General features: G+C 42.8%; 21 protein-coding genes and 1 riboswitch. Of the genes, 1 reads left to right on the forward strand and 20 read right to left on the reverse strand.

Annotation, left to right across the window (positions count from 1 at the left end; translation table 11 throughout):
• Positions 1-2: 2 nt before the first annotated feature.
• The 8 genes from ilvD to IGI88_RS01295 form a co-directional block, all read right to left on the reverse strand.
• The gene (gene ilvD, locus IGI88_RS01260) at positions 3-1691 is read right to left on the reverse strand and encodes a dihydroxy-acid dehydratase (protein WP_008381045.1); all 1689 of its coding nucleotides are present in this window, start codon (positions 1689-1691) and stop codon (positions 3-5) included.
• 567 nt (positions 1692-2258) lie between these two features.
• Positions 2259-2534, reverse strand: a complete 276-nt coding sequence (locus IGI88_RS01265; protein WP_003126821.1) for an HU family DNA-binding protein — start codon at positions 2532-2534, stop codon at positions 2259-2261.
• 234 nt (positions 2535-2768) lie between these two features.
• Complete coding sequence (der, locus tag IGI88_RS01270) at positions 2769-4079, reverse strand: ribosome biogenesis GTPase Der (RefSeq protein ID WP_005237082.1); 1311 nt, start codon at positions 4077-4079, stop codon at positions 2769-2771.
• Positions 4080-4242: 163 nt separating this feature from the next.
• Positions 4243-5457, reverse strand: a complete 1215-nt coding sequence (gene rpsA / locus IGI88_RS01275; protein ID WP_005229333.1) for a 30S ribosomal protein S1 — start codon at positions 5455-5457, stop codon at positions 4243-4245.
• A gap of 212 nt (positions 5458-5669) precedes the next feature.
• Entirely contained in the window at positions 5670-6341 is a 672-nt protein-coding gene (gene cmk, locus IGI88_RS01280; protein WP_144330348.1) for a (d)CMP kinase, read from the reverse strand.
• Between the two features lie 105 nt (positions 6342-6446).
• Positions 6447-7073, reverse strand: a complete 627-nt coding sequence (locus tag IGI88_RS01285; protein WP_144330347.1) for an SAG1386/EF1546 family surface-associated protein — start codon at positions 7071-7073, stop codon at positions 6447-6449.
• A 72-nt stretch (positions 7074-7145) separates the two neighbouring features.
• On the reverse strand, positions 7146-8528 hold the full coding sequence (locus IGI88_RS01290; RefSeq protein ID WP_429960118.1) for a RecQ family ATP-dependent DNA helicase: 1383 nt from the start codon (positions 8526-8528) through the stop codon (positions 7146-7148).
• Positions 8522-9517 (reverse strand): helix-turn-helix domain-containing protein, encoded by a 996-nt coding sequence (locus IGI88_RS01295; RefSeq protein ID WP_429960119.1) that lies wholly within the window; start codon positions 9515-9517, stop codon positions 8522-8524. Before IGI88_RS01295 ends, IGI88_RS01290 begins: the two co-directional genes overlap by 7 nt.
• Positions 9518-9543: 26 nt before the next feature.
• Between IGI88_RS01295 and IGI88_RS01300 the strand changes: the two genes are divergently transcribed.
• A complete protein-coding gene (locus IGI88_RS01300; RefSeq protein WP_005237096.1) occupies positions 9544-9759 on the forward strand; it encodes a ferredoxin in 216 nt (71 codons plus the stop codon).
• A 57-nt stretch (positions 9760-9816) separates the two neighbouring features.
• Here IGI88_RS01300 and IGI88_RS01305 read toward each other — a convergent pair whose 3' ends face one another.
• The 12 genes from IGI88_RS01305 to dnaG form a co-directional block, all read right to left on the reverse strand.
• Positions 9817-10410, reverse strand: coding sequence for an ECF transporter S component (locus tag IGI88_RS01305; protein ID WP_016613081.1), 594 nt, complete (start codon positions 10408-10410; stop codon positions 9817-9819).
• Positions 10411-10560: 150 nt separating this feature from the next.
• Positions 10561-10685: riboswitch (FMN riboswitch) on the reverse strand.
• A gap of 79 nt (positions 10686-10764) precedes the next feature.
• Positions 10765-11481 carry a pseudouridine synthase gene (locus IGI88_RS01310; RefSeq protein WP_034872188.1) on the reverse strand — a complete coding sequence of 239 codons (717 nt, stop codon included), beginning with the start codon at positions 11479-11481 and terminating at the stop codon, positions 10765-10767.
• Between the two features lie 2 nt (positions 11482-11483).
• Entirely contained in the window at positions 11484-12068 is a 585-nt protein-coding gene (gene scpB, locus IGI88_RS01315) for an SMC-Scp complex subunit ScpB (protein ID WP_005229316.1), read from the reverse strand.
• Positions 12061-12810, reverse strand: coding sequence for a segregation/condensation protein A (locus IGI88_RS01320; RefSeq protein WP_008381030.1), 750 nt, complete (start codon positions 12808-12810; stop codon positions 12061-12063). The genes scpB and IGI88_RS01320 overlap by 8 nt, the downstream gene beginning before the upstream one ends.
• Positions 12811-12824: 14 nt before the next feature.
• Positions 12825-13715 (reverse strand): site-specific tyrosine recombinase XerD, encoded by an 891-nt coding sequence (xerD, locus tag IGI88_RS01325; RefSeq protein WP_005237104.1) that lies wholly within the window; start codon positions 13713-13715, stop codon positions 12825-12827.
• A gap of 232 nt (positions 13716-13947) precedes the next feature.
• On the reverse strand, positions 13948-14400 hold the full coding sequence (locus IGI88_RS01330; RefSeq protein WP_005237105.1) for a Fur family transcriptional regulator: 453 nt from the start codon (positions 14398-14400) through the stop codon (positions 13948-13950).
• A 109-nt stretch (positions 14401-14509) separates the two neighbouring features.
• Positions 14510-15373 (reverse strand): CvfB family protein, encoded by an 864-nt coding sequence (locus IGI88_RS01335; protein ID WP_008381026.1) that lies wholly within the window; start codon positions 15371-15373, stop codon positions 14510-14512.
• Positions 15374-15407: 34 nt separating this feature from the next.
• Positions 15408-15725, reverse strand: a complete 318-nt coding sequence (locus tag IGI88_RS01340) for an AzlD domain-containing protein (protein WP_061053905.1) — start codon at positions 15723-15725, stop codon at positions 15408-15410.
• A complete protein-coding gene (locus IGI88_RS01345) occupies positions 15718-16425 on the reverse strand; it encodes an AzlC family ABC transporter permease (protein WP_008381022.1) in 708 nt (235 codons plus the stop codon). Before IGI88_RS01345 ends, IGI88_RS01340 begins: the two co-directional genes overlap by 8 nt.
• A 118-nt stretch (positions 16426-16543) precedes the next feature.
• On the reverse strand, positions 16544-18433 hold the full coding sequence (locus tag IGI88_RS01350; protein WP_086332197.1) for a cell division site-positioning protein MapZ family protein: 1890 nt from the start codon (positions 18431-18433) through the stop codon (positions 16544-16546).
• 309 nt (positions 18434-18742) lie between these two features.
• A complete protein-coding gene (rpoD, locus tag IGI88_RS01355; RefSeq protein WP_005229298.1) occupies positions 18743-19849 on the reverse strand; it encodes an RNA polymerase sigma factor RpoD in 1107 nt (368 codons plus the stop codon).
• Between the two features lie 23 nt (positions 19850-19872).
• Complete coding sequence (gene dnaG, locus IGI88_RS01360) at positions 19873-21708, reverse strand: DNA primase (RefSeq protein ID WP_008381016.1); 1836 nt, start codon at positions 21706-21708, stop codon at positions 19873-19875.
• Positions 21709-21792 lie beyond the last annotated feature (84 nt).

Consider the following 21792-nt stretch of genomic DNA (forward strand, 5'->3'; position numbering starts at 1 on the left):
TGCTACTCCTCCTCATCAGGTACTCGCATAATCCCGCCCGTATTCGCAGAGGTCACTAAAGCGGTATAACGTGCAAGCCATCCTTTTTTTACTTTTGAACGAAACTTCGGTCGTTCTTGCGCACGCTTGGCAAGCTCTTCTTCTGAAACTTGCAGATTTAGCGTTCGATTTGGCAAATCAATAATGATCTCATCGCCATCGTTGACTAGTCCTAATGGACCACCGGCTGCAGCTTCCGGAGAAATATGTCCAACTGCGATCCCCCGCGTCGCTCCTGAAAAGCGGCCGTCTGTAATCAAGGCGACATCTTTGCCTAACCCACGACCAACGATACTTGAGGTAGGCGCCAGCATTTCCGGCATTCCCGGCCCCCCTTTCGGGCCTTCATAGCGGATCACTACAACATGTCCTTTTTGTACGGTATGATTGTCGATTGCTGCGACTGCTTCATCATGAGAATCAAAACAGATCGCTTTCCCTTTGAACACTTGGACACTTGGATCGACCCCGCCAACTTTGATGACACTGCCTTCTGGGGCGATGTTTCCGTACAAGATCGATAGACCGCCAACTGGACTATACGGGTTTTCTTTCGGATGGATGACTTCTTCGTTGTGGATCTTCGCTTCAGCGACATTTTCTCGTAACGTCTTACCGGTAACAGTCGGTCGATCGGGATGAATCGCTCCTTCGATATCACATAGCTCCCGAATGATTGCTGAAACCCCACCGGCTTCATGGACATCATGCATCGAATAGGCTGATGATGGCGCGATTTTTGAGAGATAAGGCACTCTTTTAGCGATTTCATTGACCCGTCTTAAGTCATAATCGATCTCTGCTTCATTGGCGATCGCTAAGGTATGCAGCACTGTGTTGGTGGAACCCCCCATCGCCATGTCTAAAGCGAAGGCATCATCGATAGCTTCTTTGGTCACGATGTCTCGAGGTTTCACTTGTTTTTCAACAAGATCCATCAACTTAAAGGCGGCTTGTCTAACTAGTTCTCGTCGTTCTTCAGACACGGCGAGGATCGTACCATTGCCTGGCATTGCCAATCCTAAGATTTCTAAGAGGCAATTCATCGAATTGGCAGTAAACATCCCTGCGCAGGAGCCGCAAGTCGGACAGGCATTTTGTTCCATAAACTCAAAATCTTCTTTTGTCATATTACCCGTCTTGTACGTCCCAACGGCTTCAAACATGGAAGATAAGGTTATTTGATGTCCCCGAGGATCAATGCCGGCTTTCATAGGACCGCCGGAACAAAAAATTCCTGGTACGTTGGTCCGCATGGCTGCTAAGATCATGCCAGGAGTGATCTTGTCACAATTTGGGATATAAAATACGCCGTCAAACCAGTGGGCATTGATGACGGTTTCTGCAGAATCAGCGATCAATTCTCGGCTAGGTAGCGAATATCGCATACCGATATGTCCCATCGCAATGCCATCATCTACGCCGATTGTATTGAACTCGAAAGGGATGCCGCCAGCTTCACGAATCGCTTCTTTTGCGATATCTGCTAACTCCCGTAAATGCACATGCCCAGGCACGATATCGATATAGGAATTACATATCGCAATAAATGGCTTGTTCATATCATGGATATTTTTAACTTGTCCTGTGGCATAGAGCAGACTCCTAGCTGGCGCTGCATCGATCCCTTTTTTAATTTGATCACTTCTCACACTCATCATCTCCTGCATTTTGGAATAAAAAAAAGCATCCCGGTTATAAAAAACTGGGATGCTTTGCCAGAATCCCATTTTACTTACGCAAATAGGACTCAAACAAACGGATAATTTTTGCTTCCGTGTTCTAAGTCCTGGTATCAATAATAATGACTAATAAATATTGATTAAAATTACGCATAGAAAATGGCTCCTTCATTAGAAATAGTAACGTTCTTGTAATTGTTTACCAATATACCCTTTGCAAAATCACTTGTCAACGAATTTTCTGAATTTTTTTTCAATAATGACAATTCCAAGGAACCCTTTCTCACATCAGATGTCATTTAATCGCTTGCTTCTTTTGATAAGAATGACTTTTAAATCACCTTTATTCTTGCTTGAGAATTAAAGTGTGCCAGCAACCCTTGTTTTTTTTAGACCAAAAGAAAAACAAAAAATATTTTTGAATTTTCTGACAATAATAACCGTTTCTTTTCCCATTCGATCCGCCTGCATAGTGGCAGTTCCTAGTTAGACAAAAGAAAAAACCCTTGATTACTCAAGGGTTTCTACAAGACTCAATTATTTCACTGCGTCTTTAAGAGCTTTACCTGGTTTGAATGCAGGTACTTTGCTAGCAGGGATCTTGATTTCTTCACCAGTTTGTGGGTTGCGTCCTTTGCGTTCTGCACGAGAACGAACTTCAAAGTTACCAAAGCCGATCAATTGAACTTTTTCACCGTTAGCTAAAGCGTCTTGAATTGTTGAGAATACAGCGTCTACTGCTGCAGTTGCGTCTTTCTTAGTTAAGTCAGTAGCTGCTGCAACTTTTTCGATTAATTCTGCTTTATTTGCCATGGATGGTTTCACCTCCTGATATTTTTTTTGATGTCATGCATCAACAAAAATCTTGAGTGGTCCAAGGTTTTTGTCAAATATTGATTACCATCAATATTCTGATATAACGTTATCATAAGAACCTTGTAATATCAAGGATTTTAACGTTTTTAGGGGGTTTTTTTTTGGTTTTTTCCCATTTTTCTAGAAAAGGACAGATTTCTTTGTAAAAAGAAACAAAGTATGATAAAATCTCTATTTTCTTCTGCGTGGAATGATCCGAATCGGCGTTCCTTCAAAAGTGAATGCCTTGCGGATTTGATTTTCTAAGAAACGCGCATAAGAGAAATGCATCAGTTCTTCTTCGTTGACAAAAATAACAAAAGTTGGCGGTTTGACAGCCACTTGCGTCGCATAAAAAATCTTCAAACGTTTGCCTTTGTCTGTTGGTGTTGGGTTGATCGCCACCGCATCCATAATGACGTCATTCAACAACGCAGATGGAATACGCATGTTTTGATTCATGCTGACTTCTTCGATCAACTGCGGCAACTTATTCAAGCGCTGTTTCGTCACTGCGGAAACGAAAATGATTGGTGCATAATCCAAATATTGGAATTCATCTCTGATTTCTTCTTCAAAATCACGCATCGTATTCGTTTCTTTTTTCAATGTATCCCATTTATTGACAACGATAATGATTCCACGGCCTGCTTCATGGGCATAGCCAGCGATCCGTTTGTCTTGCTCGCGAATTCCTTCTTCGGCGTTCAAGACCATCAAGACGACGTCTGAACGTTCAATGGCCCGCATTGCTCGCATGACACTGTATTTTTCAGTAGATTCGTAGACCTTCCCTTTTTTACGCATGCCGGCGGTATCGATCATGGTAAATTCTTGACCGCTTTCGCTAGTAAAATGGGTATCGATCGCATCACGAGTCGTTCCTTCGATATCTGAAACAATTACTCGCTCTTCTCCAAGAATCGCATTGATCAAGGAGGATTTCCCGACGTTTGGTCGACCGATCAAACTAAACTTGATAATGGAATCGTCTTCTTCTTCCGCTTCATTGGTAAAGTGTTTGACTGCTTCATCTAGGACATCACCGATCCCTAATCCATGACTTCCTGAGATTGGGTATGGATCGCCCAGACCTAAACCATAAAATTCATAGATATCGTTGCGCATCTCGGGATTATCAACTTTGTTGACCGCTAAAATCACGGGTTTGTTGCTTTTGTATAACAAACGAGCCACAAGCTCGTCAGCATCTGTTACTCCTTCACGAGCACTCGTAATAAAAACAATGACATCTGCTTCATCGATGGCGATTTCTGCTTGATGCTTGATTTGATCCATAAACGGCTCATCACTTAAATCGATCCCACCAGTATCGATTACGCTAAACTCACGGCCTAGCCATTCACCAGTGGCATAAATACGATCTCTGGTCACTCCTGGAGTATCCTCAACGATCGAAATTCGTTCTCCAGCTATCCGGTTGAAAATGGTCGATTTCCCCACATTCGGACGTCCAACGATCGCTATTGTTGGATTTGACATTTTTTACCCTCCATTTAAAAAAGCAGTCCTTGTACGCTGCTTCTTGTATTCAATCTTACTTAGTTTACCTAAAGCCATGGAAAGTTGCAAGCTTTCTCGGCAAACAAAAAATCAGCTTATAACAAATTCAAACATCGAATCGTTATAAGCTGATGGCATACAATTACTCTTCGTCGCTGTCTTTTAAGGCATCGCCTAAGATATCACCCATGGTAAACCCAGTTGATTCTTCTGGCAATTGATAATCATCCTCTGAAACTTCTTGTGTTTCATTGGTATTTTCTGCTTTTTCTAATGCTTTGATACTTAATGCGATTCGGTGTTCTGAAGGGTTCACTTCGAGCACTTTCACTTGCACTTCATCGCCTTCTTGTAAGACTTCATGTGGTGTCGCAATGTGTTTATGGGAGATTTGTGAAATATGGATCAGCCCTTCAACACCTGGGAAGACTTCCACAAACGCACCGAAGCTTGTCAAACGTTTAACAGTCCCAGTTAAGACACTGCCAACAGCCGCTTGCTCTTCAATATTGGTCCAAGGGCCAGGCAATGTGTCTTTGATTGAAAGAGACACACGTTCTTTGTCTGCATCAACAGATAAGATACGGACGTTGACGGTATCTCCCACAGACAAAACGTCACTCGGTTTGCCAACATGCCCATGTGAAATTTCAGAGACATGGACAAGTCCATCGATGCCGCCTAGGTCCACGAAGGCACCAAAGTCAGTCAAACGAGCTACTTTTCCTTCTACTTCTTGTCCTTCATATAAATCAGCTAGTAAAGCTTCTTTTTGTTTTGCTTTTTCTGCTTCAACAACAGCTTTATGAGAAAGGATCAAGCGGTTTTCAGAAGGCTCGATCTCAACGATTTTAAAGGTCAATGTTTTCCCTTTGTAATCTTCAAAATCCGCAACAAAATGATCTTCGACCATTGATGCTGGAACAAACCCACGAACCCCTACGTCAACCACTAATCCGCCTTTAACGACGTTGGTGACTGGTGCTTCGATGATTTTTCCTTCTTGGAAATCTTTTTCGATATCTTCCCAAACTTTTTTCGCATCTAAGCGACGTTTAGAAAGGAGATAGCTGCCATTTTCTTTGTCTTTCCCAATTGCTGAAATCACAACTAATTCTAAGACATCCCCTACTTTGACTGCTTCGTTGATGTCTTCAACAGGTAAAGTCGATAATTCTTTTGCAGGAACAACGCCTTCGACACCGGCGCCTTCGATCCCTACGATCGCTTGTTTATCCTCAATGGCCAATACCTCGCCTTTAACGATATCTCCAACTTTTACTTCTTGGAAATTGTCTAAAGCGGCTTCCATTGATTCATTTCCACTCTCAACCTGATTATTTTCAAATTCTGTCATCTCTCATGTCCTCCTAACCAACAATTCTGCAATAATTGCACTACATCTTTTAGTTTAAAATAGAATGAAAAAAAAATAAAGCGATTTCTCTTATTTTCCTAAAAAACTACGGTTTTTTCGTTGAAAAAGTCTTTTCACGTCTGTTTTCTTGCTTGCTTTCATCTTTTTCGTAGGAAAAATAAAAAAACAATGGGGAACACCCATTGTTTTCGCTAGTCGATCTTTTCTTGGATCGTTTTTTGGATCGCTTCTACGACTTGCTCGATTGTTAAACCGGAGGTGTCAATTCGAACGGCATCTGTTGCTTGTTTCAAAGGGGAGACTTCCCGATGAGAATCCAAGTAATCTCTTTGCTGAATCTCTTCTTTTAAAGTTTCATAATCGGTACCGATCCCTTTTTGCTGATTTTCTTTGAAACGGCGCTGCGCCCGTTCTTCCACACTTGCTACCAGAAAAATCTTGACTTCTGCTTGTGGTAAAACCGCCGTACCAATATCGCGGCCATCCATCACGACACCGCCATCTTTAGCGATCATCTGCTGTTGTTGGACGAGTTTTTCGCGGATCGCAGGGTATGCCGATACCTTCGAAACTGCGTTGGTTACTTCTGGCTGACGGATCGCTTCTGTGACTTGCTCTCCTCCTGCAAAGACCTCTTGACCGTGTTCAGTCGGTTCAAAAGTGATGGGGTATTGATCGATCAAAGCAGCGATCGCCGCTTCATCCTCTAATGAACAGCCGCTTTTTAAGGCCAAATACGTGATGCTGCGGTACATGGCCCCGGTATCTGTATAAATAAACCCTAAATCATTGGCGATGATTTTTGCCACGGTACTTTTCCCAGATGACGCCGGACCATCAATAGCGATGTTGATTTTTTTCATTTTTCTTACTCCTCGTTTCCCAACGATGTGTATTCCTTCATCGTTTCTGCTTATCGTTCACCTTGGCTTCTTCCTACCAAGAAAAAAAACCGCCAAAGCGGTTTTTTATTTAATTCGTAATGTGTCGCCAGGGTATAGCATGTAGTTGTTTGGATCAATCCCATTTAATTGATATAGAGTTTCAACTGAGATGCCTGTACGGGCTGCCACTTGTTCAGGACCTTCACCTGCTTGCACCGTCGTGTATTCCTCGGTACCAGTCGCTCCTTGCCCTTGATTATTTTGCGTAGTGTCTTGCCCTGCATTGTTTTCCTGTTGAGCCGGCTCACTACTACTTGATGGCGTCGTTGAAGCTGGTGCAGAACTGCTACTGCTTGATGAAGAACTTGATTCACTTGATGACGAACTCGTTTCACTTGTCGATTCAGCAGTTGATGATTCCGTTGTTGATGACTCGGTTGTCGAAGATTCTGTCGTACTTTCTACTGTACTGCTTGAACTTGCTGCGGTCGGGGCATCACTGTTATGATTCAATACCCAAATACCGGCACCAACCGGAATTGCCACGATCAAGAAAAGCAAAACTAAAACGATCGTCAAAAAGAGTGAATTCCCACGCTTTTGTTTTCTTTGTTGGGATCTTGATGCAGAATCATCGTATTCTGTATCATAGATTGGTTGTTCCCACGGTTCTTGATTTTCTGAATTGTAGTCATTGTCTTTCTTGCTCACTCGTATTCCCTCCTAGTTTCCTTCCGATGTATTATACCATAGGTAAATAAAAACTGTCCTGCAAAATACGATTCAATTTATATCTTTAAAAATTTTTATTAAACGTTCTTGCCAATGAAGGATGACTTTTTTTTCTAAAAGCTCTTCTTCCACTGCCAATTCGATCCCGTCATTGTCGCAACAATAAGGATTTGCTGATGCTTCTTCCCCAAAGTGCGCCAATAAAAACTGGCGACGACAGCCGGTAAAATGAATATAAGCCAACATTTTTTGTAATTGTTCTTGCTTTTGCTGTTCGTTTTGTTTTAGCGTTTCCAGCCAAAACGCAGCCCCCAACTCCTTCATCTTCTTCTGCCATTTTTCTTGCAGCGGTGTCAAAGGTCCTTTCATCTTTTCCTGATCCATTCGTTCTAAAGCACGGCGTTCTTCTTTGTTTTCTCGCTGAAAGAAGTAGTGAATCTGCTCATCGTGTTCCTGATAAAGCAAGATCGCACTGCTTTGTTTGCCATCGCGGCCTGCTCGACCGATTTCCTGACTGTAGTTTTCCAGCGAATCAGGCAAGTCATAATGGACCACAAAACGAATATCTTCTTTATTGATCCCCATCCCAAACGCATTGGTTGCGACGAGCAATTTTAGTTTATTCTGAGAAAACTGCTGCTGCAACGTTTTTCTTTGATCGCTCGCTAGACCACCATGATAATAGCCTACCGAATAGCGCTGACGCAGTTTGTTATAGACTTCTTCGACTTTGCTTCTTGTGGAACAATAGATGATCCCAGCCCCGCCTAAGCGGCTGAGATAGTCTGCCAATGCCGCATCTTTGTCTGACGTTTTCTCTACGAACAAGCCGATATTGCTGCGGTTCATCGAATAACGGTAGACATTGGCATTCTTTGCTAACAACACTTGCCGAATATCTGCTTCGACTTGTGCCGTAGCAGTAGCCGTCAATGCTAATGTGACGGGTGTCTTCAAACGTTTTTTTACTTCACCAAGCTGCAAGTACTCTGGTCGAAAATCAATGCCCCATTGGGAAACACAATGAGCTTCATCCACCACGAGCATAGCGATCTTAGCTCGTTCGAGTTGCTGCAAAATGGCTTCTTGCACGATCATTTCTGGACTTAAGAACAAAAATTTGTACTGCGATAAATGCTGCATCACATAGTGACGATCGGTAGGGTCCAGTTGACTATTAAACGCAATCGCGCGTTTTTCCCCTTGCTTTTGTAGGCCATAGACTTGATCTTCCATTAAAGAAACAAGCGGTGAGATAATGATTACGATGCCATCTATGAGGTACCCTGGCAGCTGATAACAGAGACTTTTGCCATTCCCGGTAGGCAAAATCGCTAACGTATCTTGCTGCGCTAAAACACTTTCGATGACTTCTTTTTGTCCTTGACGAAATGTTTTGAAGCCAAAGTACTGATTCAGTGCGTTTTCTAACATCGAATCCCCCGTTTCTGAGCAATCTGTAACAAACGGATCGTCAAAAAATCAGTCGTAAGAAGCTCCTGTAATTCTTGATAGCTGTTTCTCCAAGAAGTTTCTGGCAGCTTATTCAGCAATGATGTATCAAAGCGCTGATACGGAAATGTCGGATCAAGCAGTGCCCACTCAATCAAATGATCATTAACGGTTCCTCGTTTGATCCTTCTTTTTTCCATGATCTGCTCAACAGAAGCTCCTTGCAAGAACAATGCACGACTTTCCAGCATACTTTGATTCAGATTCCTATTTAGAAAAGGCGATAATCCTTGAAACAGTACCATCTGCGGCTCTTTTTCGACCAGGGCTAAAAATTGATGGATCGCAGCTCCTATATAAAGATTGTCCCAAGGCTTACCTTGTACAGATTCTGGCAAAAGTTGGAAAAACGCCTGCCCCAGAAGATCAGGACCAGATAAGGTACCCGCTAAAAAATCTGCGACTTCTGCGGGAAGTTGGGCAAAAACTGCCGAAAGTTCTCGATGAGTGATCTTTTTGATTTCAGGGTATTGATGGATCACTCGACGCACAGGTTCTGTATATAAAGGCGTGTTCTCAACAGGAATATACTGATTCGTCACCCCTTGATATGCAGCTGCTTGAACCAGCAGTCGGACAAAACGCCATGCCTCCTCCGTCGTTCGTCCATACCGAAAATAATCCGTATGATGCAACAACATTTCTCTTGACTGTTCATAATTTGCAGCGGTCCTTTTGAGCAGCAGACCATCTGAATCTCGACTTAGCATCCCTTGTTGGATCAAGTCAGCGATCGTCTGTTGATACTCCCTCTCATTCAACTGTGGCAACGCTTGAAAAAGACCTAATCGATCATAAAAAAAGGCATAACTCAAGACAGAGCTAGTGCGCTTACCAATGAGAATTTGATAAAGTGTCGATGGACGCAACTTGTCAGTATCAGAAAACAGCGCTAAAATAAAAGAATCCATATCTTCCTCCCAGAAAGGACTAAAAAATGTCACAACGCTGTAAAATTGTTCCTGAGCGCTGCATTGCTTGTGGACTATGTGCGATCTATGCTCCCGAGATCTTCGATTATGATGAAGATGGGATCGTTTTATTTGCCCAAGAACCGAGTGCACGGCAACAGTTTATCATAGAAGAGCAACAAGAAAAAGTCAAAACTGCTTATCGCAAATGCCCCACCAGAGCGATCCTTATAGAAAAATAAAAAAGTCGACCTGCCATTAACAGACCTTTCGTCTGCCACAGCAAGTCGGCTCATTTTTTATTTTCCTATAGCAGAATGATGGGGCTGCTTACGAGCCAACCATGGGAGCAGTTTGGCATGTAGTGCTAAAAAGACGGCACTGACGATCGCTCCTTTAACCAAATTGAAGGGTAAAATCCCAATCGCCACATATTGCGGCAAAGACATCCCTAAAAATTGATCGGCTGTGACCCCGAAAAAGCGTAGATAAAGCGGTGTGATCACAAATAGGTTCGCCACACTCATAAAAATCGTTACCGACAAGATACCGCTGATGACACCAACCATTTTGTTTTTGGTGTGGATACCTTTGCGGAAAAAGTAGTACATTGGCAAAGTAAAGGCACATGATGCTAAAAAGCTTGCCGTATCTCCCACCATATCAGCAGGTGAAAAACCAGATAAGAACAAATGCAGGACCGAACGAATGAAGGCAGTCACTACCCCACTCCAAGGACCAAATAAAAACATCATGATCATCACGGGAATATCACTAAAATCGATCTTTAAAAAGCTGAATGCCGGAAAAATTGGAAAAGCGATAAATTGCAAAATTGTTCCCATAGCAGCACACATGGCGATCGTCACCATTTTTCTTGTTTTGTTGTTCATCAGTATAAATCCTCCTAAGTTCAGGATTCCTCTTCAAACGAACCTATTAAATTTCCTCGGCTTTCTTGTCGGCGCCAGACAAAAAATGCCCTCTTTTTTCCACAGGGAAAAAAGAGGGCATTCGAAATAGCCATAAGCAAATCAAATACGCTCTATCTTCTTTATCCAGACTGTACTGTCGGTATCGGAATTTCACCGATTCAGCTATTTCCGAAGAAATAGGTCGTGGACTATAACCACCGGTCGGGAATTGCACCCTGCCCCTGAAGACGAACCTTTATTCTATTTATTACATGTTCTATTATACACAAAATCTAAAAATTAACAATAGTTACGTTTTCAGATACTTTTCAACTATTTTGCACTGTTTTTCAGCTGGCTGACTTCTTTCTTCGACAACTCTCGGTATTCCCCTGGACGAAGACCTTTTAAATCTAACGGACCATAGTTTTCCCGTTTTAGTTTTTGCACAGGCAAACCAACTGCTTTTAGCATGTTTTTGACTTGATGATTGCGACCTTCGTGGATCGTCAATTGCACAATACTAGATTGTGCCGTTTGGTCTGTCGATAAGATTTCAAAGCGAGCAGGCGCGGTCTTACGCCCTTCGATCCGAATTCCTTTTGTCAATGGGAGCAGTTGCTTTTTATCCGCAATGCCTTTGACCTTGGCAACATACACTTTTTCGACTTCGTGTTTTGGATGCATCAGTGTCTGTGATAATTCCCCATCATTTGTCAGTAGCAGCAAACCGGAGGTATCATAGTCCAAGCGGCCGACTGGATACACCCGTTCAGGGACTTCAGCAAAATAATCCAAAACGACTTTGCGTTTTTTATCATCTGTTACAGCTGAGATCACGCCACGAGGTTTATAGAACAAATAATAGACATGTTGTTCTTGTTCGATCGGAACGCCGTCCACTTCAACGACGTCTTTTGAACCGACTTGGACCCCTAATTCTTTGATTACTTGTCCATTGACTCGCACACGGCCTTCGGTTATCAATCCTTCAGCTTTTCTTCTTGAGGTGATGCCGGCATGGGCAATCACTTTTTGCAAACGTTCCATCTTCATTCTCCTTCTGTTTCTGCTTGTTTGTAGCGGTCGTAAAAAAGATCAAACGGTGCATCTTCTTCAAGTTCATCTTCCATTGATTGGATGTCAGGCAATTCAGCCAAACTTTTTAAGCCAAAATAATCCATAAAGTATTCCGTCGTACCGTATAGGATCGCTCGTCCTGGTCCGTCCACGCGTCCCTTTTCTTCAATCAGCCGCTTTGCCACCAGTTTTTGGACAGAACCGCTGGATTGAACGCCGCGAATCTCTTCTACTTCCATCCGAGTGATCGGTTGCTTATAAGCAATGATCGACAAAGTTTCCAAAGCGGCTTGCGACAATGAACTCCCCATCGGTGATTCGGCGTATTTCTTCAATAAAGGGGCAAATTGCTTTTTAGTGGTTAAAATAAAATGATTGCCAACTTCTAGAATATGCAACGCGGTATGTTCATTTTCTTCATATTGCTGATTTAGTTCCTGCAAATGCTGATAGACACTGGCAGTATTACTTTTGACTAAATAACTCAGTTCTTCAAGTCCGATCCCCTCATCACCGACGACGAATAAGATCGCTTCTAATTCACTATATTTACTCATCTTCTTTACCTGTTGGATAGAGCAGAATCGACGCATAATTGTCTGATTGCTCTACTCGAATCGTTCCTTTTTTCATTAATTCTAACAATGCCATAAAGGTTACCACAACTTCTGTTTTATTGTAAGAAGTAAAAAACGAATCAAAGCTGCGGCCTTTTTTAGCACTCACATGTTGCATCTCCAACTGAATCGCCGCCATCTTTTCATCGATGGTGCTTTCATCAGGAGAAATCTTGGTTTCTAGTACTTGGCGATTTTTCTTTTTCTCGATCATTTTTTGAAAAGCCAAAAAGAGATCGATCGTGTTGAATTGATTGGCTCTTAATTGATCTTCTTCCTCTTTGTATTCATCGACATCCATCGGATCTTTCGTGTAATACAAACTGCGCTCTTCCGCTTTTTCTGAAAGCTGTTCGGCTGCGTACTTAAATTTTCGGTATTCTAGCAGTTGTGCCACCAGCATATCCCGCGGATCTTCTTCGTACTCTTCGACTTCAGCAATCAACTCTTGTTTAGGCAACAGCATCTGGCTTTTGATCGCCATCAAAGTCGCCGCCATGACTAAATACTCTCCAGCGACTTCTAATTCTAAAATTTTCATGGCATGGATGTACTGCATGTATTGTTCGGTGATGGTAGCAACTGGAATATCATAAACATCGATCTCCAGTTTTTTGATCAAATGAAGCAGCAAATCCAACGGTCCTTCAAAGACAGCTAATTTTATTTTGATTTCTTCCATTCCATCCTCGATTTCTAGGCGCGCGGAAAGTGCTGCTTGTACACTTCCGTCATCCGTTTCTTCGTTATATGCGTGTAAATCTGAGTGGTCGAGATATCTGCGTGCCCTAGCAACTCTTGAACCGTTCGTAGATCTGCCCCGTTTTCTAATAGATGGGTCGCAAAACTATGGCGCAGCGTATGGGGAGTCACATTCTTGGTGATCCCAGCTTGTCGAACCAAGGCTTTTAAATTTTTCCAGATCCCTTGACGAGACAGTTGCGTACCATGGTTGTTTACAAACAGATGGCTTTCATCCGGCGTTTTTCTCGTCAAATACGGACGCGCATCGCTGAGATAGGTTTCGATCCATTGAATCGCTAAGTCCCCTAATGGAACGATCCGTTCTTTGTCGCCTTTTCCGGTTGTTTGCAACAATCCCATACTTAAATGCAGATCGTTTAATTTTAACCCGATCAACTCACTGACGCGCAAGCCCGTCGCATACATCACTTCCAAAATCGCTCGGTCACGGATGCCCAAAACTGCTCGCGTATCCGGTGTTTCGATCAACCGCTCCACTTCTTGTAAACTCAAGGTATCAGGCAGCTTCTGCTGTTTTTTTGGTGAATCAATATGCTGCATTGGATCATGATCGGTAAACCGTTCTTGACGCAAAAATTGATGGAACCTTCGCAAACTGGAAACCATCCGAATCACGGTTGCCGAGGATTTTCCCGCTTCTTGCAGACTTTGCAAAAAAGACAAAACGATCACTCGGTCGATCTGCTGCCACTGAGTGACTTGTTTTTTTTGTAAAAACGCAAGATACTGTTGCAGATCTCGCTGGTAGCTGGCACGGGTATTTTGGGATAGCCCGCGCTCAATGGTCAAATAATGAAGATAATCAATGATTTGTTCGTTCATGGGCTTCCTCTACTTTCAGCTTTTTTATCATATCAAATTCTGGCTCGTTAAGATAGTAGCTTGCCAATAAAAAAGAGGCATCTACCCGTATCTTTTGCCCAAGGAAACACCCGAATCATAGCAGATTTTTCGGTTTCTTTCAAATCGGAAAAAAGAGCACTCTTCCTATTGGAAACCATCTGACTATCATTCGGGTGATAACAAACGTTTATTTAAGATCGCCAAAGTACAATCACTCGGCTTTGCTTTGGCACTTTTGACAGACACCATGAAAGGTCAACCGATGATCCTTTACTAAAAAATGGTACTTTTGTTCAACGATCTCTTCGACACTGCCCAGCAGATCCTCTTCGACTTCTTCAATATTGCCGCATTCCAAACACAACAAGTGATGATGAAAGTGTTTGGCACCTTCTTTACGTAGATCATAGCGAGCGACACCGTCATTAAAGCTGACTTTATCGACAATTTTCAGATCCGTTAAGATCTCCAATGTTCGATAGACGGTTGCCAAGCCAATCTCAGAATTTTTTTTTCGCACAAAAAAGAAAATCTCTTCTGCGGATAAATGGTCTTTCTCATTTTCTAATAAGACCAACAACGTCGCTTCTCGCTGAGGAGTTAATTTAAACCCCGACTCGTGCAATTGTTTCTTGGTCTTTTTTAACGCTGCTGTTGTGTTCATAGTTGCCTCCGTATGCCGTTAATTTATAACGATTCTAATCTGAGTGAAAATCACTCAAGACAAACATTGTAATCATTATAAATTAGAACGATAAAAGAAACAAGTATTCTCAATTAGGTTTTTTGATAAGAATCGTAAAGCCGTCTTTTTGCTCAATCAAACGCTGTTTCATCAAGGTTCCTAATGCCCGTTTAAATTGGCCTTTACTAATACCAAATGTTTGCAAAATCTCTTCTGGGGCTGATTTGTCGGTGAAAGGAATTTTGTTCTCAGGTGCTCGTTCTAAAAAGGTTAGAACCATGGCGGCATCATTTGAGATCGCCTCGTGGGCTCTTGGTTTCAATGAAAGGTTCAAGACACCATCTGGACGAATCCCAATCACTCGCCCTTTGACCACTTCCCCAAGGCGCGGCTCTTGATACCGTTCTGATGGATGGACGAAGCCAATATAAAAATCATCCGTCAGCAAGTAAGTACCCGCTAACTTCAAACGGTACACGCTACCTGTAACATCTTGATTCTTCATTTGCTCCGTACCATTTTTGCTCAATGCCTTAAAAATTTTCTCATCTGCTAATGAAGCCCAAATACGCTCTTTGTCATCGACCCGCAAGCTGACCATCAAACGGTCGCCTTTTTTTGGCCAAAGTTCCCGCATTGTTGGCAATTCATCTAATGAAACCACCATATCTTTGTCTTTCAAACCGATATCGACGAAAACGCCTAAGTCGCGACGGCTTCCTGTGACTGTACCAAAGGCATAATGCCCTTTGCGGCTTTTCGGAATATTCGTAGTGAGCACATTTTCTTGCTTTTGATTTTGATAGCCAAACCCTTCGACGGCTTCACCTAAATGATGTTCGCCTTCTTCCTTGGCTAGTCGGAAGGTAACCCCGCCTTTTTGAACAAAATAATTCTGTTCGTTTTCATCAATGATCAATCCGCTGAATACGGATGCTAATAAGTCTTTCATCTATTCTCTCCTTTTTCTTTAAAACTGCTCGTTCCTATAAAAAGAAACGCAACAGCGCCATAGCAATAACGCCTGTGATAACGATTTTCATCAAATCTTTGGTATAATACCCCACCAATAATGCCGGGATACAGGCAATGGTTTCTTTAACTTTCAAAATGGGGAATTGGCCTTCACGAAAGGTCAGTAAATTTTGCACCAACAATGCCGCCAAAATACACAACGGTAAATAACTCAAAAAAACGGTGAAAGTTTCCGGGAAGACGAGCTTCTTAGAAAATAAAAAAGGAACGATCCGCGGAAGCCAAGTAACCAATCCACATACTAGCATCAGTATAACAAAATTAGTCATGGTGTGTCACCGTCCCAACCAAACATCCTGCCAGTGTCGCCGCAATTACCGCAATCTCTGCGGTCGAAAAACGCATAAATAAAATCAAGGTCCCCACAACTGTCCCTAGTATCAAGAGCGTTTGCTGGGTTTTCTTCTTAAGCGGTCGCTCTACTTGAAATAAAAAAAGACCAACAAACATAGCTACTAAGGCAAAATCTAAGCCTAACGCTTCTGGATCTGGAATAAAGGAACCCAATAAACCACCCAAAAACGTCGCAAAAATCCAACTCAAATAAGCCATTACGTTCAACCCGTGGGTCCATTTTGCTGTGACTGGTTTGTCTTGTTGCAATGCCGTCGTCAAAACGCCATAGGACTCATCAGTCAAAAGTGTCCCGATACCAATGGCAGAAAGCAACGGTGTCTTTTTAAAATAGGAAGCTACTGACAAACTCATTAAAAAGTGTCGTAAATTCACTAAAAAAACTGTTGCGACGATTGTCATGAAAGGTGCTTGAATCGCTAGTAAGGCGCAAATGATAAATTGAGCACTGCCAGCATAAACAATAATAGACATTAAAATAATTTCTAGAATAGACAACCCAACGCCTTTTCCCACAACCCCCATTGCAAAACCAATGCCCAGGTACCCAAGAATCGTTGGTACACAAGCAATGACCCCGTCTTCAAACCGATCATACCTCTCAATTTTCTGCACAAAAACCCCTCCTTGTTTGAACGATTATCTCTCATCATATCGAAAACAAGGAGGGGAAACAAGTATTTTTCACATGTGCATGTAATAACTCTGAAAATTTTCTAGTGTCTCAGGAGACTTAGCGAACGGTGTGATCGTTCCCATTGCCTCTGAAATAGCCAGTTTTGGCGTTTACCGTAAATAAGTATAGCGGGAACGCTGAATCATCCGTTCCTTTAAGCAAGCTGCCTTGGGCATTTGTCGCATAAAAATTGTAATAGCCTTCACCATTGACGATTCGTACACGTTCAAAAGTATAGCCGCCTTCTACCACATAACCGCGAGCAATCGCTGTGGCGATGATTTTTTCTTGGACACCATCTGCCCACACCCAGGCGCTATTGTTTACATCATTCAAATCACTTTGGCGGGCTGGAATAATTGGCTGATTGTTGGTATTTGTTGGTGTATCCGGCGAAAGCACATACTCTTCTTCAGAAGTACTTTGCGCGGGCGTCGCAGCGCTTGTAGATCCGCTGCTCGAAGCGGAAGCGTTGTTCTCGGAAGCCGCCGCTTGTGCTGCTTCTTGGGCAGCTTGTTGTTGCGCCGCTGCTTGTTGGGTAGCTGTTTCACGCTTCGTCAAGGCAGTATCGACTTTACGTAGTTCCGTCGTAAGACTTTCAACCAGTGAATCGATTGGCAAAGCTTGGATTTTTTTCATCAAGGCATTGTAGTTCTCACGAGTGACACTCGCCGGTGCTTCACCGTCACCACTTAAAGCCACCATGCTCTTCACTGCATTTTGAACTTCCTCGATCGCGCTGAACTCTTTTTGTCCCATGTCGATGGCTTGATTGATCAACTCATCAAAGGCATCCCCATTCTCACGCTTCGCCATTGTGACAGCAGTCGCTTCTTTCAACGAGACTTCTTCCAACTGATCCTCCACAACTGCAGGACTGCTGAAATAGCTATTGATCTCTGTCAAAGCTGCTAATTTGTCAGCAATTGTCTCTGCTTCTTGTGACAAGATATCGTATCGTTCGTGGTCTTGAAAATCTGCCAACTGATTCGTCACAGCCGTCAGCTGTTCTGCTGTTTTGTCGCTTTTAATGAACACTCGCTCATCATTTGTATAAAAATCATTCAACTCATTTTCGATCTGATCTAACGTACGGTTCTCTTGCGCCTGTTGCGTTTGTCGGGCAGTTTCTTGTTGCTGCTGTTGATAGTAATAAGCCCAACCACCACCCGCTGCCACTAACAAACAAGCCGCTGTAATATAGAGTGCTTTGCGAGGGCTCTTCTTGCTTTCACTGGAAGAAGATGTTTCTTCTTCAGCAGTCGCCTTTTGTGGCGTTTCATCCGCTGCGGTGATTGGTTCAGGAATTGGATCGATGACTGGTTCTGGCTGCTTCTCAGCTTCTTCAATAACTGGCTCCGTCACCACTTCCTCCTCGCTTGACGGCAGAGGTTCCTCGCTGGCTTGCATCTGACTTTCCTCTTCAGCAGAGGAAAGATCAATGGCGGTTTCTTCTGCTTCTAGAGCAGCTGCTGCCTTTGCTTCTTCATCAAGTTTGTGCTGTCGGATATAAGCGGCCAAAATCTCAGAGTCATGCTGTTCATCCGTACTCAGTGCATCGGTCTCATTAACTTCTTCACTGGCTGAAATTGTGTGTTCTTCTGTAGACTCAGAGTTTTCCACTGTTTTTGGTTCTTGTTTAGACTCTGATTCAAGTGTTGTTTTTTGCTCATCAGAAAAAGCCTCTTGCTGTGCAAGGTCGATCGTTTCTTCATTCGAGGATGGCCGATCGCCTAAGTGCTCCTCCATTTTTCCAATCGGAACATTTTTAAAGTCAGACCAGCGAATATCATCGTTTTTGTTTTGTAGCTCTTCTGGCGTAACGGAAGAGTCAGATGATGGTTCCTGTTCATTCTCCTTTGCTTGGTTCCATTGAAACCCGCAATTGGGACAAACGGGTGTTTCTTCTATTGCTTGAAATCCACATTCAGGACATGTCTTCTTCATTGATTCAAACTGACTCCTTTTGTTTTTTGCATTTCCTTCTATGAAGCAGTACCCTACCAGATCAAACGCTTGATGCGCCCACTGCTTCCTATTTCAAAGACCGACAAATAATGGGTCTTTTTTCGCATTTCTTTTTTATTACTCAATTGTGCAGATGCACAAAATTAAATTTATCACATTCTAGGCAATTAGCCAACACTTGCTTGGTTACGTTTTTATTAAGTTCTTTACTTATCCTATGGAGAGATGACAAAACCTGAACAAAAAAGACTTTCCAAAGGGGGTCTTTGGAAAGTCAATAAACCTTAATTATTCTAAGAAATCTTTCAATTGTTTTGAACGAGATGGGTGGCGTAGTTTCCGTAACGCTTTTGCTTCAATCTGACGAATCCGTTCTCTGGTTACCCCAAAGACTTTGCCGACTTCTTCTAAGGTCCGAGTACGGCCATCATCGATTCCGAAACGCAAGCGTAGCACATTTTCTTCACGGTCAGTTAACGTATCCAATACATCTTCTAATTGCTCTTTCAAAAGCTCATAAGCCGCATGCTCTGCCGGACTTGTAGCATCTTGGTCCTCAATAAAATCACCTAGATGAGAATCATCTTCTTCACCGATTGGTGTTTCTAATGAAACGGGCTCTTGAGCGATCTTCAAGATTTCACGAACTTTTTCCGTTGGCAAATCCATTTCTGCGCCGATTTCTTCTGGTGTCGGTTCGCGTCCTAAGTCTTGCAATAATTGCCGTTGGATACGAATCAATTTGTTGATGGTTTCCACCATATGCACTGGGATCCGAATGGTTCGAGCTTGGTCAGCGATGGCACGAGTGATCGCTTGACGGATCCACCAGGTCGCATAGGTCGAGAATTTAAACCCTTTGCGATAATCAAATTTCTCAACGGCTTTCATCAAGCCCATGTTTCCTTCTTGGATCAAATCAAGAAATTGCATTCCCCGACCCACATAACGTTTGGCGATGCTGACTACCAAACGTAAGTTGGCTTCTGCCAAACGCTGTTTCGCTTCTTGGTCGCCTTCTTCGATTTTCAGAGCGAGAGCCACTTCTTCTTCTGCGGTCAAAAGCGGTACCCGACCGATCTCTTTCAAGTACATCCGCACAGGGTCATTGATTTTCACACCAGTCGGTGCAGACAAATCTTCTTGAGGTTGGGTTTCTTGTCGTTTTTCATTACTCTTTAAACTATGGACTGAAGGCTCTCCATTTTCATCCACGACACTGATGCCGGAATCCTCCAGTTTTTGAATTAGTTTGTCCATTGCATCAGCATCCAAAGTATAAGGCGTTGCTAAACGATTGGTAATGTCATCGTAAACAACTTGCCCCTTTGTTTTGTTTTCTCGGATGTATTCGGCAACTGCTTTGTCATACGTTTTTTTTGTTTCTTCTGCCATGAAAGAAAGCCCCTTTCAGTTCGCTATTTAGCTTGTTTCAACCGTTTGGTCAAATCAATGATTTCGATTGCAAGTTCAAGTTCTAATTGCTGGTTTCCTATTTGTCTTGCTTCTTGCTGCTGGATTCGTTTTTGATTGATTTCTTCAGCAATGCCCGACTTTTGAAAGACCTGCAGAATGTCCTGAAATTCTTGTTCAGTCCCTTCCTCAGAAGCTTTAAGATCTGCAATATCGATCACCATTTTTTTCATTGAATCTTCTTTTAAAAAATCTAAGAACTTTGCTAAAACAAAGTGTTCTTCTGTTTCCATATACGCATCAAACAGCAGATACAGTTGTTGATAACGATCATGAATAAAGGATATACCACTCGCTCGAAAGCGATGGTTTAACGTACTGTCATGAAACAAACGGTACAATAATAATTCTTGCGCTTTTTCCACCTGTGTTTTGGGCTGCTGCCGTGTAGGCGGCGTAAAGACCACAGGGGTGTCTGTTGGCGGCGGTGGCGCTACATCTTGCATCGTCCGTTGCTCTTGCCGGTTTTGCTTGAGCTGCTGCTGCAAGGTCTCACGACTCAAATTGAACTCTGTAGACAACTGAGTCAAATAGCGGTCTTGCTCCAACAAAGAATCCACACGCTGCAATTCATTTAAAACAACTTGGACATAGTCCAGTTGCTCCTTCTCATTGGCTAAATTGCGATTCATCCGATGATAATCCATCTTGAAGGCAAAAACGGTTTCTTTGCCGTGGACAGCTAGTTTATAAAAAGCTTCTGTCCCATATTTGCGCAAATACTCATCTGGGTCCATCCGTTCCGGCACTCGCACCACAGATAATTTCAAACGACTATTGTTTTGCAGAAGCTCGATCCCGCGGTTTGTCGCTTCAACCCCTGCACTATCTCCATCGTAACAAAGAATCACTTCTTGTGCCACTCGCTCGATATGGGCGATCTGCTGATTGGTCAAGCTGGTCCCCATTGAGGCGATCCCATTTTCGATTCCTGCCTGCCAAGCGGCGATCACGTCCATAAATCCTTCAAATAAATACACTTGGCCATCTTTGCGCATCGCACGGCGTGCTTTGTCAAAGTTGAACAGAACCTCGCGCTTGTTGAAAAGGATCGTTTCTGGACTATTTAAATATTTCGGCTGGTCTTGATCACCAACTTTTTCGCTTGCTAGCCAACGACCAGAAAAACCAATTGTTTTTCCTTGAGGATTACGGATCGGAAACATGATTCGTTGGTAAAAGCGGTCTGCCAATGAGCCATCGTTTCGTTGAACAAAGAGCCCTGTATCAGGAAAAAATTCAGCTTTGGCTTGTTCATTCAAAAAGACTTTCTCCAAAAACGAGCGTTCATTCGGCGCAAAACCAATATTGAATTCTTCGATCAATGCCATCGTCAATCCGCGATCCAATAAATAATCAAGCGCTTCTTGGCCAGCAGCCGTATTCACCAACATGTGATGATAGACCTCGGCGGCTTTTTCATGCAGCGCAATCAATTGACTCGTTTGTGAGGTCGCTTCATTGATGCCTTCTGATTGCTGGTATTGCGGATCAAGAGGAATATCGTTCATTTCTGCTACTTTGACGACTGCTTCAGGAAAACTGATGCCTTCAAGCTCTTGCAAAAAACCGTAAACATTGCCCCCACGACCGCAACCAAAACAATGAAAAATTTGTTTGTCTTCTGCAACGGAAAAAGAAGGTGATTTCTCATTATGGAAGGGACACAAACCAAAATAATTCTTTCCAGATTTCTTTAACTGGACATACTGTCCCACGATATCAACAATATTGCTACGTTCGCGAATGTCGTCAATGATCGTTTGAGGAATTCGTGCCATCCACTCACCTCCATTTGGTAAGTATTCATCGTTTACTAGGTAAAAAAACGCACTAATAGGTATCAGTGCGAAGAATAATTAGAC

Origin of the sequence: Enterococcus sp. AZ179 (genome assembly GCF_050498885.1) — a bacterium.
In the GTDB taxonomy this organism is placed as follows: Bacteria; Bacillota; Bacilli; order Lactobacillales; family Enterococcaceae; genus Enterococcus_D; species Enterococcus_D entomosocium.

Coding starts and splice junctions, on each gene's coding strand:
- IGI88_RS01265 (WP_003126821.1), bottom strand. CDS start 2,534: ATGGCAAATAAAGCAGAATTAATCGAAAAAGTTGCAGCAGCTACTGAC.
- der (WP_005237082.1), bottom strand. CDS start 4,079: ATGTCAAATCCAACAATAGCGATCGTTGGACGTCCGAATGTGGGGAAA.
- rpsA (WP_005229333.1), bottom strand. CDS start 5,457: ATGACAGAATTTGAAAATAATCAGGTTGAGAGTGGAAATGAATCAATG.
- cmk (WP_144330348.1), bottom strand. CDS start 6,341: ATGAAAAAAATCAACATCGCTATTGATGGTCCGGCGTCATCTGGGAAA.
- IGI88_RS01290 (WP_429960118.1), bottom strand. CDS start 8,528: ATGTTAGAAAACGCACTGAATCAGTACTTTGGCTTCAAAACATTTCGT.
- IGI88_RS01295 (WP_429960119.1), bottom strand. CDS start 9,517: ATGGATTCTTTTATTTTAGCGCTGTTTTCTGATACTGACAAGTTGCGT.
- IGI88_RS01300 (WP_005237096.1), top strand. CDS start 9,544: ATGTCACAACGCTGTAAAATTGTTCCTGAGCGCTGCATTGCTTGTGGA.
- IGI88_RS01305 (WP_016613081.1), bottom strand. CDS start 10,410: ATGAACAACAAAACAAGAAAAATGGTGACGATCGCCATGTGTGCTGCT.
- IGI88_RS01310 (WP_034872188.1), bottom strand. CDS start 11,481: ATGGAACGTTTGCAAAAAGTGATTGCCCATGCCGGCATCACCTCAAGA.
- scpB (WP_005229316.1), bottom strand. CDS start 12,068: ATGAGTAAATATAGTGAATTAGAAGCGATCTTATTCGTCGTCGGTGAT.
- IGI88_RS01320 (WP_008381030.1), bottom strand. CDS start 12,810: ATGGAAGAAATCAAAATAAAATTAGCTGTCTTTGAAGGACCGTTGGAT.
- xerD (WP_005237104.1), bottom strand. CDS start 13,715: ATGAACGAACAAATCATTGATTATCTTCATTATTTGACCATTGAGCGC.
- IGI88_RS01330 (WP_005237105.1), bottom strand. CDS start 14,400: ATGAACACAACAGCAGCGTTAAAAAAGACCAAGAAACAATTGCACGAG.
- IGI88_RS01335 (WP_008381026.1), bottom strand. CDS start 15,373: ATGAAAGACTTATTAGCATCCGTATTCAGCGGATTGATCATTGATGAA.
- IGI88_RS01340 (WP_061053905.1), bottom strand. CDS start 15,725: ATGACTAATTTTGTTATACTGATGCTAGTATGTGGATTGGTTACTTGG.
- IGI88_RS01350 (WP_086332197.1), bottom strand. CDS start 18,433: ATGAAGAAGACATGTCCTGAATGTGGATTTCAAGCAATAGAAGAAACA.
- rpoD (WP_005229298.1), bottom strand. CDS start 19,849: ATGGCAGAAGAAACAAAAAAAACGTATGACAAAGCAGTTGCCGAATAC.
- dnaG (WP_008381016.1), bottom strand. CDS start 21,708: ATGGCACGAATTCCTCAAACGATCATTGACGACATTCGCGAACGTAGC.